Source organism: Polynucleobacter sp. IMCC30063 (assembly GCF_021395235.1).
Lineage (GTDB): Bacteria > Pseudomonadota > Gammaproteobacteria > Burkholderiales > Burkholderiaceae > Polynucleobacter.
Genome location: NZ_JAJVCQ010000001.1, coordinates 250,063 through 265,249, shown reverse-complemented (window position 1 = coordinate 265,249; position 15,187 = coordinate 250,063). Strand labels below are relative to the sequence as shown.

Sequence of the window (15,187 nt, the reverse complement as noted above, 5' to 3'; positions counted from 1 at the left end):
GATTAGTGCAGTTGGGTAAAGGTGAGTAAATGGCGTTCGACTGTGCAATTGGGTAGATGCACCGGCAAATCGGCAACTAAGCGCCACCGTTCTTGAGGGAGCGAGCTAATTTCAGCTTCAACGTGTTTTGCTTTCATGGCAAAAACCACGCCGGTTGGCTTTAAAAAGGGTTCGGCTAAGCGCAAAAAATCAGCTAAATTGGTAAAAGCCCGCGAAATAACTGCGTCAAACTCGCCTGCAAATTTCGCGCCCGCATCCTCAACCCGCATAGTTAGTATTTCCACATTATTTAAATGCAGCCGACCTTTAAGGTGCTGTAAAAAAGCGGTTTTTTTACGGACTTTTTCAATTAGGCTAAAACGCCAGTCTGGCCGTGCAATGGCCAAAGGAATTGCGGGTAGGCCCCCTCCAGACCCGAGGTCGGCAATTCTATAGGGCTGCGTACTGGTTTGTGATGTGCTCCCCGCTTGCGCCTCTAAAGCCACCAGCATTCCAGGTAAAATTGCAATAGAATCAAGGAGATGCAGACTTATAGAGGCGTTTTCTTCAGTAATAGCAGTTAAGTTATGAACCCGATTCCAGCGCTCAAGCTCTAGCAAAAATAGCTCGAGGTCAGCGACTGCCGCTGGCAATAAAGCCACGCTTAAATCTTGGAGCCCATCTGCTAGCTGGCTCATTGGGCGCCTAATCTCATAAGAGAACAGTGCCCTTACCAAGCCCCTTCTTCAGGTGCACGAGCAATAAAGAAATGGTGGCAGGGGTTACTCCTGAAATGCGGGCAGCATGGCCAAGCGTAGCGGGTTTATGAAAGTTTAGCTTCTGCTGAGCCTCAGCCGATAAACCATGAACTTCGAGGTAATCCAAGTTTATGGGTAAGCTTAGGCCCTCAAAATGGGCATGACGCGCAATTTCTGCGCTTTGTCGATCGATATAACCTTGATATTTGATGGCAATTTCTACTTGATCTTTAATTTGCTGGTCCAAAATGGGGTCGTCTGCCAAATCGCCTGGATGCCAAAAACCTTTTTCGGCTGCCATTAACTCGCTATAACCTATGCTAGGGCGCCGGAGTATTTCAGCCAAAGAGCACTCGTGTGCCAGTGCTTGCCCCAAAATAAGTGCCAATGCACCTGCTTTTTCGTGCCGGGGACCAACCCAAATGCTATTGAGGCGCAATGTTTCACGTGAAACAGCAGCTTCTTTTTCACAAAAGAACCCCCAACGGACATTGTCGACTAAGCCCAATTGGCGCCCGATAGCTGTCAGGCGCAAATCAGCATTATCTTCACGTAAGCTGAGACGGTATTCGGCCCGGCTTGTAAACATCCGGTAGGGCTCTTGCACTCCGCGGGTTATTAAGTCGTCCACCAAGACGCCAATATAGGACTCACTCCGCTTGGGTATCCACGGCTCTTTGCCCAAAATAGCTAAAGCCGCATTAATGCCTGCCAACAAACCCTGTGCAGCGGCCTCTTCATAGCCAGTTGTGCCGTTGATTTGGCCAGCAAAATAGAGCCCTGTGATGGCTTTTGTCTCTAGGGTGTGACGCAAGTGTTGTGGATCAAAAAAGTCGTACTCGATTGCATAGCCGGGGCGCAAGATCGTTGCCGCCTCCATGCCCCGAATACTTCTTACCAGATCCCACTGAATATCAAAGGGTAGGCTGGTAGAAATGCCATTAGGATAAAACTCATTGGTTGATAAGCCCTCAGGCTCTAAAAAGATTTGATGGGCATTTTTAGACTTGAAACGATGGATTTTGTCTTCAATTGACGGGCAGTATCGTGGTCCGACGCCCTCTATCACGCCGGTATACATGGGTGAACGATCAAGCCCACGGCGAATGATGTCGTGGGTTTGTTCATTCGTATGGGTAATCCAGCAGGATACTTGAGGAGGGTGCTGTTCTGGACGACCCAAAAATGAAAAGCTTGGAACGGGATCAAGATCACCAGGCTGCTCTTGCATGACTGAAAAATCAATGGTGCGGCCATCAATTCGCGGTGGGGTGCCAGTTTTAAGCCGCCCCTGAGGTAATTGCAGCTCTTTCAGGCGCAGAGACAGGGTATTGGCTGCGGGATCACCGGCACGACCGCCCGCGTGACTATCTAGCCCAACATGAATTTTACCGCCCAAAAAGGTGCCTGCTGTTAATACAATGCGAGGTGCACAAAAGGTTAAGCCAAGGGCCGTAACTACACCCTGAACCTGATTGTTCAGAACTACAAGATCATCTACTGCGGCTTGAAATAGGGTTAAGTTAGGCTGATTTTCTAGGCGTCGACGAATGGCCGCTCGATACAAGACCCTGTCGCCTTGGGCTCTAGTGGCGCGCACAGCTGGCCCCTTGCTTGAATTAAGAATGCGGAATTGAATCCCCGCCTCATCCGTTGCCGCTGCCATCGCGCCGCCCAATGCATCAATTTCTTTCACCAAATGGCCTTTGCCAATTCCGCCAATTGAGGGGTTACAGCTCATGGCACCCAAGGTTTCAATGTTATGGGTGATTAGCAGGGTATCGCAACCCATTCTGGCGGCTGCAAGCGCGGCTTCGGTGCCAGCATGGCCCCCACCGACAACAATCACCTCAAAATTTTTGGAATAGCGCATGAATTAACCAAGATAGGGCGATGATCATAGCATTTTGTCTGTTTCACGTGAAACAAATTTGTTCCATGCAAATGCAACTCTAGTTAATTTGGTTCGGACTAAGTCCTAATTATATCAGTAAGTTATTGATTTAATTGGTAAAAAAGCCGTCGTAAGCTGATTTTAAAATGAGCGCGCTCACAACAATTAAAAAGGTTTTGCGCACAAAGGTACTGCCGTGGCGAATGGCTAACTTACTGCCATACTGACTGCCCGCAATATTTGCCACCATCATCGCCAGCCCTAGCGGCCAATTAATGTAGCCCAAGCTAGCAAATAAGCCAATTGCCGCCAAATTCGTTGCCACATTGACTAGCTTAGTTGCTGCTGAAGCATGCAAAAAATCAAAGTTAAAAAAACGTACAAAGCCAAATAATAAAAAGCTGCCCGTGCCTGGTCCAAAAAAACCATCATAAAAGCCGATGATTAGGCCCAGGCAAGCCGCCTTGAGTTGCACCAAAAAATTCTTCTCCACTGGGTCGTGCGCACCACCCAATGCTGGTTGAAACCAGGTATAGAACAATAAAAATAAGAGTACGAATGGCAGCGCCTTTCGCAAGGGTTCGGCAGGAAATACCGTCACCGCCTGAGCACCAAGTAGTGCGCCAATAAAACCAAACACAATGGCGGGGCCCACAATCGCCCAAGGTAAATCAACGTGCCGCAAATAGCGCCGCGCTGCATTGAGCGTGCCACCAATGGCGGCTACTTTATTAGTTGACATCAGCGCAGCTGGGGGTAGTTCGGGATAGGCGGCAAATAATGCTGGCAATTGAATTAAGCCCCCGCCGCCAGCCACGGCATCAACCAGCCCCGCAAAAAAAGCGAGCGCCAATAACAGTGGCCATAAGTAAATTGAAAATTCGATGATGCGCTCTTTAAAAAATAAAAACTTATTTTGGTTTTACAAAATAGCCAACCAAGCCTTTGCGAAAGAGCATTACACACAAAATAAAAATCAGGCCGGTAACAATGGTGACCGACTCGCCCAGCGAATTAAACCACTGTACGCTAGTTAGCTTAGCTAAAAAATTACCAATCTCACCGACTCGCTGTTCAAGCACCACAATGACTAGTGAGCCCACTAAGGGGCCGATCAAGGTGCCAACGCCACCAACTAAGGTCATTAAAATAACTAGACCAGACATCGACCAATGCACATCACTAAGCGTTTCGAAGCCAAGCACCAAAGCCTGCGCACTGCCTGCTAAGCCCGCTAGGGCGGCAGATAAAAGGAAGACTAAAAACTTAAATTGATTCACGTCGTAGCCCAAAGAAATTGCACGCGGCTCATTTTCTTTAATCGCTTTTAAGACCTGTCCAAAAGGCGAAGCAACAATACGCGCAATTAGTAAAAATCCAAATACCACCAAACCTAAAATAAAATAATATAAGGTCAGATCATCGCTTAAATCAATCAAGCCAAATAAACTTCCCCTTGGAATGCCCTGAAAGCCATCTTCACCACCGGTAATGGGGGCTTGCAAACAAATGAAATAAAACATTTGCGCCAAGGCTAAAGTAATCATCGAAAAATAAATTCCCTGTCGACGAATTGCCAAACCACCCATTGCTGCGCCTAAACAAGCTGCGAAAGTAGTTCCTAAAATAATTCCGAGCTCCGGCGAAAGTCCGGCATTGCGCATGAAAAATCCCAAGGCATAGCCGCCGCCGCCAAAAAAAGTTGCATGGCCAAACGAGAGCAGGCCGGTGTAACCCAATAACAAATTAAATGCCGCAGCAAACAAAGCAAAACATAAAATCTTCATTAAAAAGATCGGATAAAAAAACCACGGCGCAAGTATGCCGATCGAAAGCAGAAGCAGATAAAAAATCGATTTAAACGATTTCATCGAGAACATGTTATTTTTCCCGTCCAAATAAACCAGCAGGTCGGAATAACAAAACAATCGCCATAATTGCAAACACCACGGTGTTTGAGGCCTCGGGATAAAAAACTTTAGTAAGCCCCTCGATTAAACCAAGCCCTAGGCCCGTCAAAATTGAACCCAAAATTGAACCCATGCCGCCAATAACAACAACCGCAAATACCACAATAATTAAATTTGAGCCCATCAGCGGAGAAATTTGAATAATGGGCGCGGCAAGCACGCCCGAAAATGCTGCTAAGCCAACCCCGAAGGCGTAAGTTAAGGTCATCATTAGCGGAAAATTAATTCCAAACGCCTGAACTAATTTTGGATTCTCGGTTCCAGCCCGTAAGTAAGAGCCCAGTTTCGTTTTTTCGATGACATACCACGTTACAAAGCACACCGAGAGCGATGCAAACACAACCCATGCGCGGTAGTTTGGCAGCATCATAAAGCCTAAATCAGTCGCACCAGTAAGTAATTCAGGGGTTGAGTATGGCAGACCTGAAGAACCGTAAATTGAGCGCAAGATGCCCTCAATAAAAAGCGTCAAACCAAAAGTCAATAAGAGCCCATACAAATGATCCAACTGATACAGGTGCCGCAATAAAAGCCGTTCAATCACCACGCCAATCGCGCCAACGACTAGCGGCGCCAACAATAACATCGCCCAATAGTTCAAGCCAAAATATTGGCCCGCCATCCACGTCACAATTGCGCCCAGCATAAACATCGCGCCGTGCGAAAAGTTAATGACATTTAAGAGGCCAAAAATAACCGCCAGGCCCAAACTTAAAATGGCATAGAAGCTCCCGTTAACCAACCCCAAGAGGAGTTGGCTTAACAGGGCTGAAGTGGATAGACCAAAAATTTCCAAGGATTACTTCAAGGCACACTGCGAATAAGACGCAATGGGAAACGCCTGCTCACCAGGAATGGTGGAAATCAACTTGTAATAATCCCAAGGAGACTTTGATTCAGCTGGCGTTTTAACTTCAAACAAATACATGGTATGCACCATGGTCCCGTCTTTGCGAATGTAGCCGCCCTTAGTAAACATGTCATTAATTTTCACCTTGCGCAACTGCTCCATCACTTTATCAGCGTTATCGGTACCTGCTGCCTTTACCGCATTAAGATAAGTCATGGTTGATGAGTAATTGCCGGCCTGAACCATCGAGGGCATGCGCTTCATTTTGCCAAAGAAGCGCCTACCAAACTTACGGGTCTCTTCGTTTTGATCCCAATACCATGCTTCAGTTGCATAAAGGCCTTGGGCACTTTTTAAGCCCATGCTATGGACATCAGAAATGAAGACCAATAGGCCGGCAATCTTCATGGTCTTGGTAATACCAAATTCATTAGCTGCTTTTACTGAGTTGATCGTGTCGCCACCCGCATTCGCCAAGCCTAAAACCTGTGCCTTGGAGTTTTGCGCCTGTAGGAGATAAGATGAAAAATCGCTAGCGCTTAAGGGGTGTCGTACATTACCCAGCACCTTACCGCCATCTGCTACAACTACTGCGGCTGCATCTTTTTCAAGTGCGTAACCAAAAGCATAGTCTGCGGTTAAGAAAAACCAGGTTTTTCCACCCTTGCCAATCATGCCCTTGCCTGTGCCATTAGCCATTGCAATGGTGTCATAGGTGTAATGCACAGTATAGGGGCTGCATTGTTCGTTAGTAAGTGCCGATGAACCTGCGCCATTATTAATATAAATACGCTTCTTTTCCGAAGCAACCTTGGCCGTTGCTAGCGCTGTACCTGAGTTTGTGCCGCCGAAAAGCACGGTTACGCCATCACGATCAACCCACTCACGCGCTTTTGACGCTGCAATATCAGCCTTATTTTGATGATCTGCAGAGATCACTTCGATCTTGCGGCCCAACACTGTGCCGCCAAAATCGGCAATGGCCATTTTGATCGCTTCGAGGCCACCATCGCCGTCAATATCGGCGTAGAGCCCGGACATATCGGTAATAAAACCAATTTTGACTGGCGCCGGATCGGCGGCCTGCGCAAAACCAGAGGCTGCCATCAGCACTGCCACGGCACTTGAAATTAATGTCTGTTTCATTTTTTTTCCTTTAGTAAATATTGACCCCATCAAACCCCCAAATACCCGTTCAGCAATTCAGCCTTAGCAGCCAATTCTGAACGTTGCACCACTTCGACTACATGTCCGCTTTCAATGACATAGTGTCGATCTGCCAACTTCGCAGCAAAACGAAAATTTTGCTCAACCAAGACAATCGTAAAACCACTATTACGAAGTTTGGTAACTACTTCGCCCAACTTCTGCACAATGACTGGGGCTAAGCCCTCGGTAATTTCATCCAGCAAAAGTAATTTAGCGCCCGTGCGTAAGATGCGGGCAATTGCTAGCATTTGCTGCTCACCACCCGACAAGCGGGCGCCCGGGCTTGACCTTCGCTCATACAAATTTGGAAACATGTCGTAAATCGTATCCAAGGTCATACCGCCCTGCATGACCTCTGGGGGTAAGAGTAGATTTTCTTCGGCCGTTAAGCTTGAAAAAATACCGCGCTCTTCGGGACAATATCCAATACCAAGGTGCGCCACTTGAAAGGTTTGCATGCCAATGGTTTGTTTGCCATTTACCTCAATTGATCCAGTGCGCTTACCCGTTAATCCCAAAATAGCCTTAAGAATAGTGGAGCGGCCAGCGCCATTTCGACCAAGTAGAGTAACAACTTCGCCGTCAGCAACACGAAAATCGATGCCGTGCAAAATATGCGACTCGCCATACCACGCTTCAAGTTGCTTTACATTTAAGGCCGCCGCGCTCATACCTCTGCCTCAGGCTCGCTGCCGGTGTAGGCCTCAATCACGAGGGGATTTTTAGAAACCTCGCTATAGGGCCCCTCGGCCAAGATCGAGCCCCTTTGCAAAACTGTAATTTGGTCAGCAATTGCCGAAACCACTTTCATGTTGTGCTCCACCATCAACACCGTGCGCCCCAGCGCAACTCGCTTAATCAACTCTGTAACTCGAGCCACATCCTCATGACCCATGCCTTGCGTAGGCTCATCTAGCAGCATCAGTTCTGGCTCCATCGCCAAGGTCGTCGCAATTTCAAGGGCGCGCTTTCTGCCATAGGGTAGATTGACTGTTTGCTCATCTGCCATTTCCGCCAAGCCCACTTCCTGCAACAACTCCATGGCCCTCGCATTCAAAATATTTAATGAGCTGGGTGATTTCCAAAAATGAAACTCGCTACCAAGCTGGCGCTGCAAAGCAATGCGCACATTTTCTAAAACGCTAAGATGGGGGAATACGGCCGATATTTGAAACGAACGAATTACGCCTCGACGAGCAATTTGCGCCGGCCGCTCTTTGGTGATGTCGGTGCCATTCAGGTAAATATGGCCCGTACTAGGCTCCAAAAATTTCGTTAATAAATTGAAGCAAGTGGTTTTGCCAGCACCATTGGGGCCAATTAGGGCATGAATACCGCCGCGCGCAACCTGAAGATTAACGTCGCTAACCGCCGCAAACCCTTTAAAGGCCTTCCCTAAATTTACTGTTTTTAAAATAATGTCGTTATGGTCCACAAAGCCTCAATTGCTTGCGCAGATAAGCATTTGAGGATAACCCAGGATCGCGCAGCATTGCATAGGGATAACCCCGAAGAGGCTGAGAATAGGCCCTAAGCTAGGAAATTTCAGTCTGATATTGCTTAATGGCCAGCTGCGCTGAGGCGCCCATCAGGTCGAGCGGCATCCGCTGTGCGCCTTGCATAATTAAAATTGCATACGGCTTTGCTAAGGCGCTAACCTCGGCAGAAAGGGCTTGCTCATCGCCTACCGGCGGCGTTCGCTGACGCCAAAAATTGATCGCCGCCTCCAACTCTTGAATTGTGACAAACACGGTTATTGCCTAGGTTTATTTGGCTGACACAGCAAGCATCGAGCCACGACACTTTTTTGCCCCACAACGGCAAGCGTAATCGCGCTTCATGGCCTTCGTTATGCGCCCCTCCACATCCAACGAATAGTCGTAAAACAATTCTTGACCAACCTTTAAATTACGCTTCGCCAAAATAAATACGCGCGCCTTGCCACCATAGAGCTCTTCCTCAGTTTCGCAGTTGGGTTTACAGGAGTGATTAATCCAGCGTGCTGCATTGCCCCCCTGGTTGGCATCGATTACCCTGCCATCGTCCAAAGAAAAATAAAATGTGTGATTAGGTTGTTTTGGATCATGGGGATGGATACGCTCCGCCTCTTTCCACGAGATGCGCTTGCCCTTGTACTCAATGATTGGCGTCCCTTTTTTAATTGGCTTAGCAACAAAAACACCTTTGCCATGAATGGCCGAAGACTTAACCACTATGCGTGAGCGGTCTACCTTAGGTAGTTGAAGATTCTTCTTTGCCATCTGTTAAACGTCAAGATTGCGAGCAATCAACGCATTCTTTTCGATAAACGCACGGCGTGGATCAACCTCATCGCCCATGAGGGTTGTAAATACTTGATCGGCCATGATGGCGTCTTCAATTTGTACCCTTAACAATCGTCGCGTTGCTGTGTCCATTGTTGTTTCCCACAGCTGTTGGGGGTTCATTTCACCCAAGCCCTTGTAACGCTGCCGGCTCACGGTGCGCTCGGCCTCTGCCAGTAACCAAGCAAAGGCGGCACGAAAGTTTTGCACAACCTGCTCTTTTTGATTTTTTTCAGGATCGCCTCGACGTACGCGAGAGCCTGGCAACACCTTACCGGCAAGCGCTTGGGCGGCACTGGTCAAACTTTGATAATCGTTGCCATGGACAAAATCGGAATTGATTGCTGACAGTTTTAAGTTCCCGTGAATGCGTCTGGACAATAACAACCTAAAGCGCTCAGTGCGATCTTCTTTTTGAACCGTAATTTCGGGCGGCAAAACCAAGGGGTTTAAGCCTTCCGATAGAGCGCTAAGCAAGCGCTTTGCGGAGTCATTGGCCTGTGCCTCGGTATCTAAATTCAGCGGGACACCAGCAGCAATGGCCCGCAACGCGTCTTCATCAATTGTGCGCGAAAGACGATCGACCACCGACTGAATCACTTGATAGTTCTTTGCTAGGTCGACCAAACCGTCACCAGAAATAAGCTCGCCATCGGGAGTTTCAATCGACGCAGACTCAAGCGCTATTTTTAAGAGAAGCTGATTTAATTCAACATCATCTTTAATGTATTGCTCGTTTTTCCCAAACTTCACTTTATATAAGGGGGGCTGGGCAATATAAATGTGGCCCCGCTCAATTAGCTCTGGCATTTGCCGGTAAAAGAAGGTAAGTAATAAGGTTCGAATGTGGCTGCCATCAACGTCTGCGTCGGTCATGATAATGATGCGGTGATAGCGCAACTTATCGGCCTTATATTCTTCCGCGCCAATGCCGGTGCCCAATACGGTGATTAAGGTAACAACCTCTTGGCTCGCTAACATCTTGTCAAAGCGCGCCTTTTCAACGTTCAATATTTTTCCCTTGAGTGGCAAAATGGCCTGAAAGCGACGATCGCGCCCCTGCTTGGCAGAGCCGCCCGCTGAGTCGCCCTCGACAATAAATAATTCAGATTTTTCGGGGTCTTTTTCTTGGCAGTCGGCTAGCTTTCCGGGCAAACCAAGGCCATCGAGCACGCCCTTACGGCGCGTCATGTCGCGAGCCTTGCGAGCGGCCTCACGAGCCCGCGCCGCATCAACAATTTTTCCACACAATATTTTTGCGTCTTGTGGGCGCTCTTGTAGATAGGCACTTAAAGCCTCGGCCACAATTTCTTCTATCGGGCCGCGCACCTCGCTTGAAACCAACTTATCTTTAGTTTGACTAGAAAATTTGGGCTCGGGAACCTTTACCGACAAAATACATGTGAGGCCCTCACGCATATCATCGCCCGAAATTTCAACCTTGGCTTTTTTAGCAATTTCGTGCTCGTCGATATATTTGTTAATCACCCGCGTCATTGCGGCGCGAAGACCGGTTAGGTGGGTTCCTCCATCGCGCTGAGGGATGTTATTGGTAAAACAGAGGACCTGCTCACTGAAGCTATCATTCCACTGCATAGATACTTCTGCCGTAATTTGACCACCTAGATCGGATGGCCGCATACCTTCGGCATAAAAAATATTGGGGTGGAGCACGGTTTTGGTCTGGTTAATATATTCAACGAACCCACGCACCCCGCCAGAAAAAGCGAAGTCTTCTTCTTGGCCGCTGCGCTGATCAATTAGCCGAATGTGCACCCCGTTATTTAAAAAGGAAAGTTCGCGAATGCGCTTCACCAAAATTTCATAGTGATATTCAACCTTGCCGAAAATGGTTTCGTCGGCCAAAAAATGCACCTCGGTGCCCGACATTTCCGTTTCACCAGTGACGGTGATGGGCGAAATGGCCACGCCATTTTCCATTTGAATGTTTGGGTTTTGAATCACGCCGCGCGCAAACTCCATATAGTGCGACTTGCCGTCCCGTCGAATGGTGAGCTTTAACCATTTAGATAGCGCATTAACGCAACTCACCCCTACGCCATGTAGTCCACCTGAAACCTTGTAGCTATTTTGGTCAAACTTGCCACCAGCGTGGAGCTCGGTCATGACAATTTCTGCGGCGCTGCGCTTGGGATCATTCTTGTCGTCGTACTTAATTCCAGTGGGCACGCCGCGGCCATTATCAACAATGGATAAGGAGTTGTCGGTTTGAATCACTACGGTAATTTCTGTGCAATACCCAGCCAAAGCCTCATCGATCGAGTTATCTAAAACCTCAAATACCAAATGATGCAAGCCCGTACCATCCGAGGTGTCGCCAATATACATGCCGGGACGCTTTCGTACCGCATCAAGGCCCTCGAGAATTTGAATTGATGACGCACCATACTGCTCAACTACTTTAATTTCTTCAGTCATTTTTTTCTAATTTAAATTCGCATTGGCATCACAACATACTTAAAGGACTCGGATCCTGGAAGGGTTATGACGGCGCTACTATTGGCATCACCAAGGCTTATTTGTAATGTTTCGTGCTTTAGGTTGGCCAGCACATCGAGCAAGTAACCAACATTAAAGCCAATTTCAATCGCGTCCCCATTATATTGCGTTTCAATCTCTTCCTGTGCCTCTTCCTGCTCGGCGTTGGTAGATTGAATCGTAATGCGATCTGGGCTCAAAGAGAAGCGCACCCCTTTAAATTTTTCAGTGGTTAAGATGGCGGCGCGCTGCAGGGCTGCCTGCAACTCTTCGCGTTTCATGGATAAGGTGTTTTTTTGTCCTTTTGGAATGACCCGCTGAAAGTCGGGAAACTTGCCCTCAACTAATTTAGAAATTAATTCGATCTCACCAAAATTAAATTTCACCTGGTTGCTGGTCAAACTAATTTGCAATGGCGCGTCTGACTCTTCAAGCAGGTGCTGACACTCAAGAATGGTTTTTCTAGGAATGATAATTTCTTGTCTTTCGCCGTTTCCGCTTGGCGGGCTTGCAAGCTCAATTTGACTAAACGCCAAACGATGGCCGTCAGTTGCCACCGCAATAACTTGCTTACCCTCTACCACCAACAGCATGCCATTTAGATAGTAGCGAATATCTTGCTGTGCCATAGCAAAGTGCACTTGGCTAATTAGTTGACGAAAATCTTTTTGGGGCATGTTCCAAGATGCTGTTGTCTCTCCTACGCTTTGCATTACCGGAAACTCAGAGGCCGACAGCGTTTGTAAAGTAAAGCGGCTGCGCCCACTTTGCACCACCATGCGTCCCTCTTTTAAGCTCAGCGCAACCGGCCCTTCGGGCAATGAACGCAAAATATCTAACAACTTTCTTGCAGCAACAGTCGTGATTACGTCTTCAGCACCAACTCCAAAATTTGCCGTGGTGGTAATTTGAATTTCAATGTCGGTCGAGACGAAGGCGACTTGCTCGCCCGATTTTTTAAATAACAGGTTTGCCAAAATAGGCAAAGTATGGCGACGCTCAACAATGCCACTAACGACCTGTAAAGGCTTTAATAAATTATCACGAGATGTATTAACCAGTTGCATTGCTTTTAAGTCCTTGTATATATCTTTATAGTAGTAGTAATAAGGGCGGCCAAAACAGGGGATAACTCAAATAGGTATTTTAAAACAACAATTTACAATCACAAAAAGCTGTGGATAAGTTCTGTATAAGCCGTGGACAAAATCTGTATAACTTCCTAGTGGCAGTCGATTTTCTCCTCAACCAATAGTTCTTCACAACTTATTCACACATTATCCAAAGGCTTATCCACAAGCAAAATTAAGCAAACTAGCCCTTTAGGGTTTGTTCAATAACGTGAATCTCGTGGTTTAAGTGACTATCGTGCGCACGCTCCTCATTAATTTTTCTTGCCGCATGTAAAACCGTCGTGTGGTCACGACCACCAAAAAGATCGCCAATTTCAGGGAGACTCTTTTGGGTTAATTCTTTCGCCATAAACATCGCAATTTGACGCGGCCGGGCAATATTTGCTGGACGCTTTTTCGAATACATGTCTGCCACCTTTATATTATAGAAGTCTGCCACCGCCTTTTGAATACTATCGACAGAAATTTGGCGATTTTGGATTGATAACAAATCTTTGAGGGCCGCCCGCGCAACATCGATTGTGACTTCGCGACCATGAAAGCGTACAAAGGCCAAAATTTTCCGCAGGGCGCCTTCAAGCTCGCGCACGTTGGAGCGCAGATGCTTGGCAACAAAAAAAGCCACATCTTCCGACATGGGAATGCCCTCTTGAGCCGCCTTTTTCATCAAAATAGCGACCCGCATCTCAAGCTCTGGTGGTTCAATTGCCACCGTCAGGCCCGAATCAAAGCGCGAAATTAAGCGCTCGTCGATGCCCACGATCTCTTTTGGATAGGTGTCACTCGTAATAATGACTTGCGAGCGATTGCTTAAAAGGGCCTCAAAGGCGTAGAAAAACTCCTCTTGGGTGCGCGATTTGCCGCTAAAAAACTGGATATCATCAATTAACAGCAGGTCTAATGAGTGATAGTAGCGCTTAAAACGATCAAAAGCCTTTTGTTGGTAAGCGCGAACCACGTCGGAAACGTATTGTTCGGCGTGAATATATCGAATTCGTGCACCAGGCTTTTCTTTTAAAAGGTGGTTGCCAATGGCATGAATCAAGTGGGTTTTACCCAACCCAACCCCACCATATAAAAACATCGGGTTATATGAGGTGCCCGGGTTGTGGGCTACTTGAATTGAAGCGGCTCGAGCTAATTGATTGGCCTTGCCGGTGACAAAAGTATCAAAAGTTAGGGCTGGATTTAGCTTAGAGTGGTCTTCGATATCAAATACCTGCTCATCGCTAAAGCCAACTAACTCTTCGTCATCAAGGGCGGAGTTGGGGTCAAGACCAATTTGGGTGGCGCCCACCAAAGCGGGTGTCGCGGCACTATTCAGGACGCGATCGACTGCATCAGGATCAACTTCAAGGACAAAACTGAGGTTTATCGGGGTGGCAAAATAGGCCGTAGCTAACTCTTGAAAGCGCTCAGCAAAGGTTTTTTTAATCCAATCGAGCTTAAAGCGATTCGGGGCTGTAATAGTTAGCAATTGCTCACTCTCAACAAAGGAGCCCAGCTTAAGGGGTTGGATCCAGGTTTTAAACTGCTGCGGCGACAGCTCACGCGCTAGCAAACTTAAGGCCTCATCCCAAAATATAAGGGGGCTAGAGGCTTGCAGTGAGGGGGGAATTTGGGGATTAGACATATTATGAGATATTGATTGTAGCTAGCTCTGAAAGTTACCCACAAGCACTAAAAGCGTGGAAAACCTGTGGATAACTTGTTAACAAGTAAAAAAATCGTAATAAAATCAGCGCAATGCTCATAAAAATATCAAAATAACTCGCAAAAATTGTGAATTCTCGATCACGAAATTGAATCAATGGTTGACCTTTTGGGCCGTAGCAAGGAAAATGGTCGGCTTTCCCAGGATTGATCATGAAAAGAACTTACCAACCATCAGTAACCCGCCGCAAGCGCACGCACGGCTTTCGCATCCGCATGAAAACGCGCGGTGGACGCCTAGTGCTAAATGCCCGTCGCGCCAAGGGTCGCAAACGCCTCGCAGTTTAAGTTTGCGTTGAAAAGCGCCAGAATTGCAGAGCTTCTAAAAACGCCCCCCAAAAGCAATAAATCTTGGGGCGTGTATGTTGCCGAACCCCAAAACCAAAACCACCCCGACCTAGGCATTGCAGTAGCAAAAAAATGGGTAAGAAGGGCGGTTGATCGCAATACATTAAAGCGTATGCTTCGCAACATAGCGCGCACCACACAAGCACAAACCCTGCATCACGATAAAGTAATTAAGTTGCGCCATGCTGTGGGGAAAACCACACGTGGGCGCTTGCGCCAAGCCGAGTTCAGCAACTTACGCAACAAAATAGCGGAATTAATTTAATGCGCGTATTGAGCCTCTTGGGAATTTACTGCATCCGCGGTTATCAAATCGTCTTGGCACCTTATGTGGGCGGCCAATGTAAGTTTGAGCCAAGTTGTTCGCAGTACGCCTGCGATTGTTTGCGCAGCCACCATTTTCTTAAAGGCGTACGCTTAAGTGTATGGCGAATTTTGCGTTGCAACCCCTGGACTCATGGCGGCTACGATCCGGCAACAAAATCTAAACAAACCCTCAAGACCTAGGCG

16 protein-coding genes are annotated in these 15,187 nt (G+C 47.4%); 3 read left to right on the top strand and 13 right to left on the bottom strand.

Annotation, left to right across the window (positions count from 1 at the left end; genetic code table 11):
* Positions 1-2: 2 nt before the first annotated feature.
* From rsmG to dnaA, 13 genes are all read right to left on the bottom strand, one after another.
* The gene (gene rsmG, locus LZG75_RS01410; RefSeq protein ID WP_233923328.1) at positions 3-677 is read right to left on the bottom strand and encodes a 16S rRNA (guanine(527)-N(7))-methyltransferase RsmG; all 675 of its coding nucleotides are present in this window, start codon (positions 675-677) and stop codon (positions 3-5) included.
* Positions 678-690: 13 nt separating this feature from the next.
* Positions 691-2,610, bottom strand: coding sequence for a tRNA uridine-5-carboxymethylaminomethyl(34) synthesis enzyme MnmG (gene mnmG, locus LZG75_RS01405; RefSeq protein WP_233923329.1), 1,920 nt, complete (start codon positions 2,608-2,610; stop codon positions 691-693).
* Between the two features lie 130 nt (positions 2,611-2,740).
* On the bottom strand, positions 2,741-3,490 hold the full coding sequence (locus LZG75_RS01400; protein WP_233935726.1) for a TSUP family transporter: 750 nt from the start codon (positions 3,488-3,490) through the stop codon (positions 2,741-2,743).
* 52 nt (positions 3,491-3,542) lie between these two features.
* On the bottom strand, positions 3,543-4,502 hold the full coding sequence (locus LZG75_RS01395) for a branched-chain amino acid ABC transporter permease (protein WP_233934839.1): 960 nt from the start codon (positions 4,500-4,502) through the stop codon (positions 3,543-3,545).
* Between the two features lie 10 nt (positions 4,503-4,512).
* On the bottom strand, positions 4,513-5,397 hold the full coding sequence (locus LZG75_RS01390) for a branched-chain amino acid ABC transporter permease (protein ID WP_233923331.1): 885 nt from the start codon (positions 5,395-5,397) through the stop codon (positions 4,513-4,515).
* Positions 5,398-5,400: 3 nt separating this feature from the next.
* Positions 5,401-6,597 (bottom strand): ABC transporter substrate-binding protein, encoded by a 1,197-nt coding sequence (locus LZG75_RS01385; protein ID WP_233923332.1) that lies wholly within the window; start codon positions 6,595-6,597, stop codon positions 5,401-5,403.
* 29 nt (positions 6,598-6,626) lie between these two features.
* Entirely contained in the window at positions 6,627-7,331 is a 705-nt protein-coding gene (locus tag LZG75_RS01380) for an ABC transporter ATP-binding protein (protein WP_233923333.1), read from the bottom strand.
* Positions 7,328-8,095 (bottom strand): ABC transporter ATP-binding protein, encoded by a 768-nt coding sequence (locus LZG75_RS01375; protein WP_233923334.1) that lies wholly within the window; start codon positions 8,093-8,095, stop codon positions 7,328-7,330. Before LZG75_RS01375 ends, LZG75_RS01380 begins: the two co-directional genes overlap by 4 nt.
* 100 nt (positions 8,096-8,195) lie before the next feature.
* Positions 8,196-8,411 carry a DUF3717 domain-containing protein gene (locus tag LZG75_RS01370; protein WP_233923335.1) on the bottom strand — a complete coding sequence of 72 codons (216 nt, stop codon included), beginning with the start codon at positions 8,409-8,411 and terminating at the stop codon, positions 8,196-8,198.
* Positions 8,412-8,426: 15 nt separating this feature from the next.
* Positions 8,427-8,921, bottom strand: coding sequence for an SET domain-containing protein (locus LZG75_RS01365; protein ID WP_233923336.1), 495 nt, complete (start codon positions 8,919-8,921; stop codon positions 8,427-8,429).
* A gap of 3 nt (positions 8,922-8,924) precedes the next feature.
* On the bottom strand, positions 8,925-11,423 hold the full coding sequence (gyrB, locus tag LZG75_RS01360; protein WP_233934838.1) for a DNA topoisomerase (ATP-hydrolyzing) subunit B: 2,499 nt from the start codon (positions 11,421-11,423) through the stop codon (positions 8,925-8,927).
* Positions 11,424-11,434: 11 nt separating this feature from the next.
* A complete protein-coding gene (dnaN, locus tag LZG75_RS01355) occupies positions 11,435-12,550 on the bottom strand; it encodes a DNA polymerase III subunit beta (protein WP_233934837.1) in 1,116 nt (371 codons plus the stop codon).
* Positions 12,551-12,797: 247 nt separating this feature from the next.
* Entirely contained in the window at positions 12,798-14,249 is a 1,452-nt protein-coding gene (dnaA, locus tag LZG75_RS01350; protein WP_233934836.1) for a chromosomal replication initiator protein DnaA, read from the bottom strand.
* 233 nt (positions 14,250-14,482) lie between these two features.
* Here dnaA and rpmH point away from each other — a divergent pair, with 233 nt between their 5' ends.
* The 3 genes from rpmH to yidD are packed head-to-tail and all read left to right on the top strand — an operon-like array spanning position 14,483 to position 15,184.
* Positions 14,483-14,617 carry a 50S ribosomal protein L34 gene (rpmH, locus tag LZG75_RS01345; RefSeq protein ID WP_233923340.1) on the top strand — a complete coding sequence of 45 codons (135 nt, stop codon included), beginning with the start codon at positions 14,483-14,485 and terminating at the stop codon, positions 14,615-14,617.
* Positions 14,618-14,624: 7 nt separating this feature from the next.
* Positions 14,625-14,942 carry a ribonuclease P protein component gene (gene rnpA / locus LZG75_RS01340; RefSeq protein WP_233934835.1) on the top strand — a complete coding sequence of 106 codons (318 nt, stop codon included), beginning with the start codon at positions 14,625-14,627 and terminating at the stop codon, positions 14,940-14,942.
* On the top strand, positions 14,942-15,184 hold the full coding sequence (gene yidD, locus LZG75_RS01335; RefSeq protein ID WP_233923342.1) for a membrane protein insertion efficiency factor YidD: 243 nt from the start codon (positions 14,942-14,944) through the stop codon (positions 15,182-15,184). The genes rnpA and yidD overlap by 1 nt, the downstream gene beginning before the upstream one ends.
* Positions 15,185-15,187 lie beyond the last annotated feature (3 nt).

Bases quoted from the DNA above. Each gene is read 5' to 3' on its own strand.
- rsmG (WP_233923328.1), bottom strand. From the start codon at position 677: ATGAGCCAGCTAGCAGATGGGCTCCAAGATTTAAGCGTGGCTTTATTG.
- mnmG (WP_233923329.1), bottom strand. From the start codon at position 2,610: ATGCGCTATTCCAAAAATTTTGAGGTGATTGTTGTCGGTGGGGGCCAT.
- LZG75_RS01395 (WP_233934839.1), bottom strand. From the start codon at position 4,502: ATGAAATCGTTTAAATCGATTTTTTATCTGCTTCTGCTTTCGATCGGC.
- LZG75_RS01385 (WP_233923332.1), bottom strand. From the start codon at position 6,597: ATGAAACAGACATTAATTTCAAGTGCCGTGGCAGTGCTGATGGCAGCC.
- LZG75_RS01380 (WP_233923333.1), bottom strand. From the start codon at position 7,331: ATGAGCGCGGCGGCCTTAAATGTAAAGCAACTTGAAGCGTGGTATGGC.
- LZG75_RS01365 (WP_233923336.1), bottom strand. From the start codon at position 8,921: ATGGCAAAGAAGAATCTTCAACTACCTAAGGTAGACCGCTCACGCATA.
- gyrB (WP_233934838.1), bottom strand. From the start codon at position 11,423: ATGACTGAAGAAATTAAAGTAGTTGAGCAGTATGGTGCGTCATCAATT.
- dnaN (WP_233934837.1), bottom strand. From the start codon at position 12,550: ATGCAACTGGTTAATACATCTCGTGATAATTTATTAAAGCCTTTACAG.
- dnaA (WP_233934836.1), bottom strand. From the start codon at position 14,249: ATGTCTAATCCCCAAATTCCCCCCTCACTGCAAGCCTCTAGCCCCCTT.
- rpmH (WP_233923340.1), top strand. From the start codon at position 14,483: ATGAAAAGAACTTACCAACCATCAGTAACCCGCCGCAAGCGCACGCAC.
- yidD (WP_233923342.1), top strand. From the start codon at position 14,942: ATGCGCGTATTGAGCCTCTTGGGAATTTACTGCATCCGCGGTTATCAA.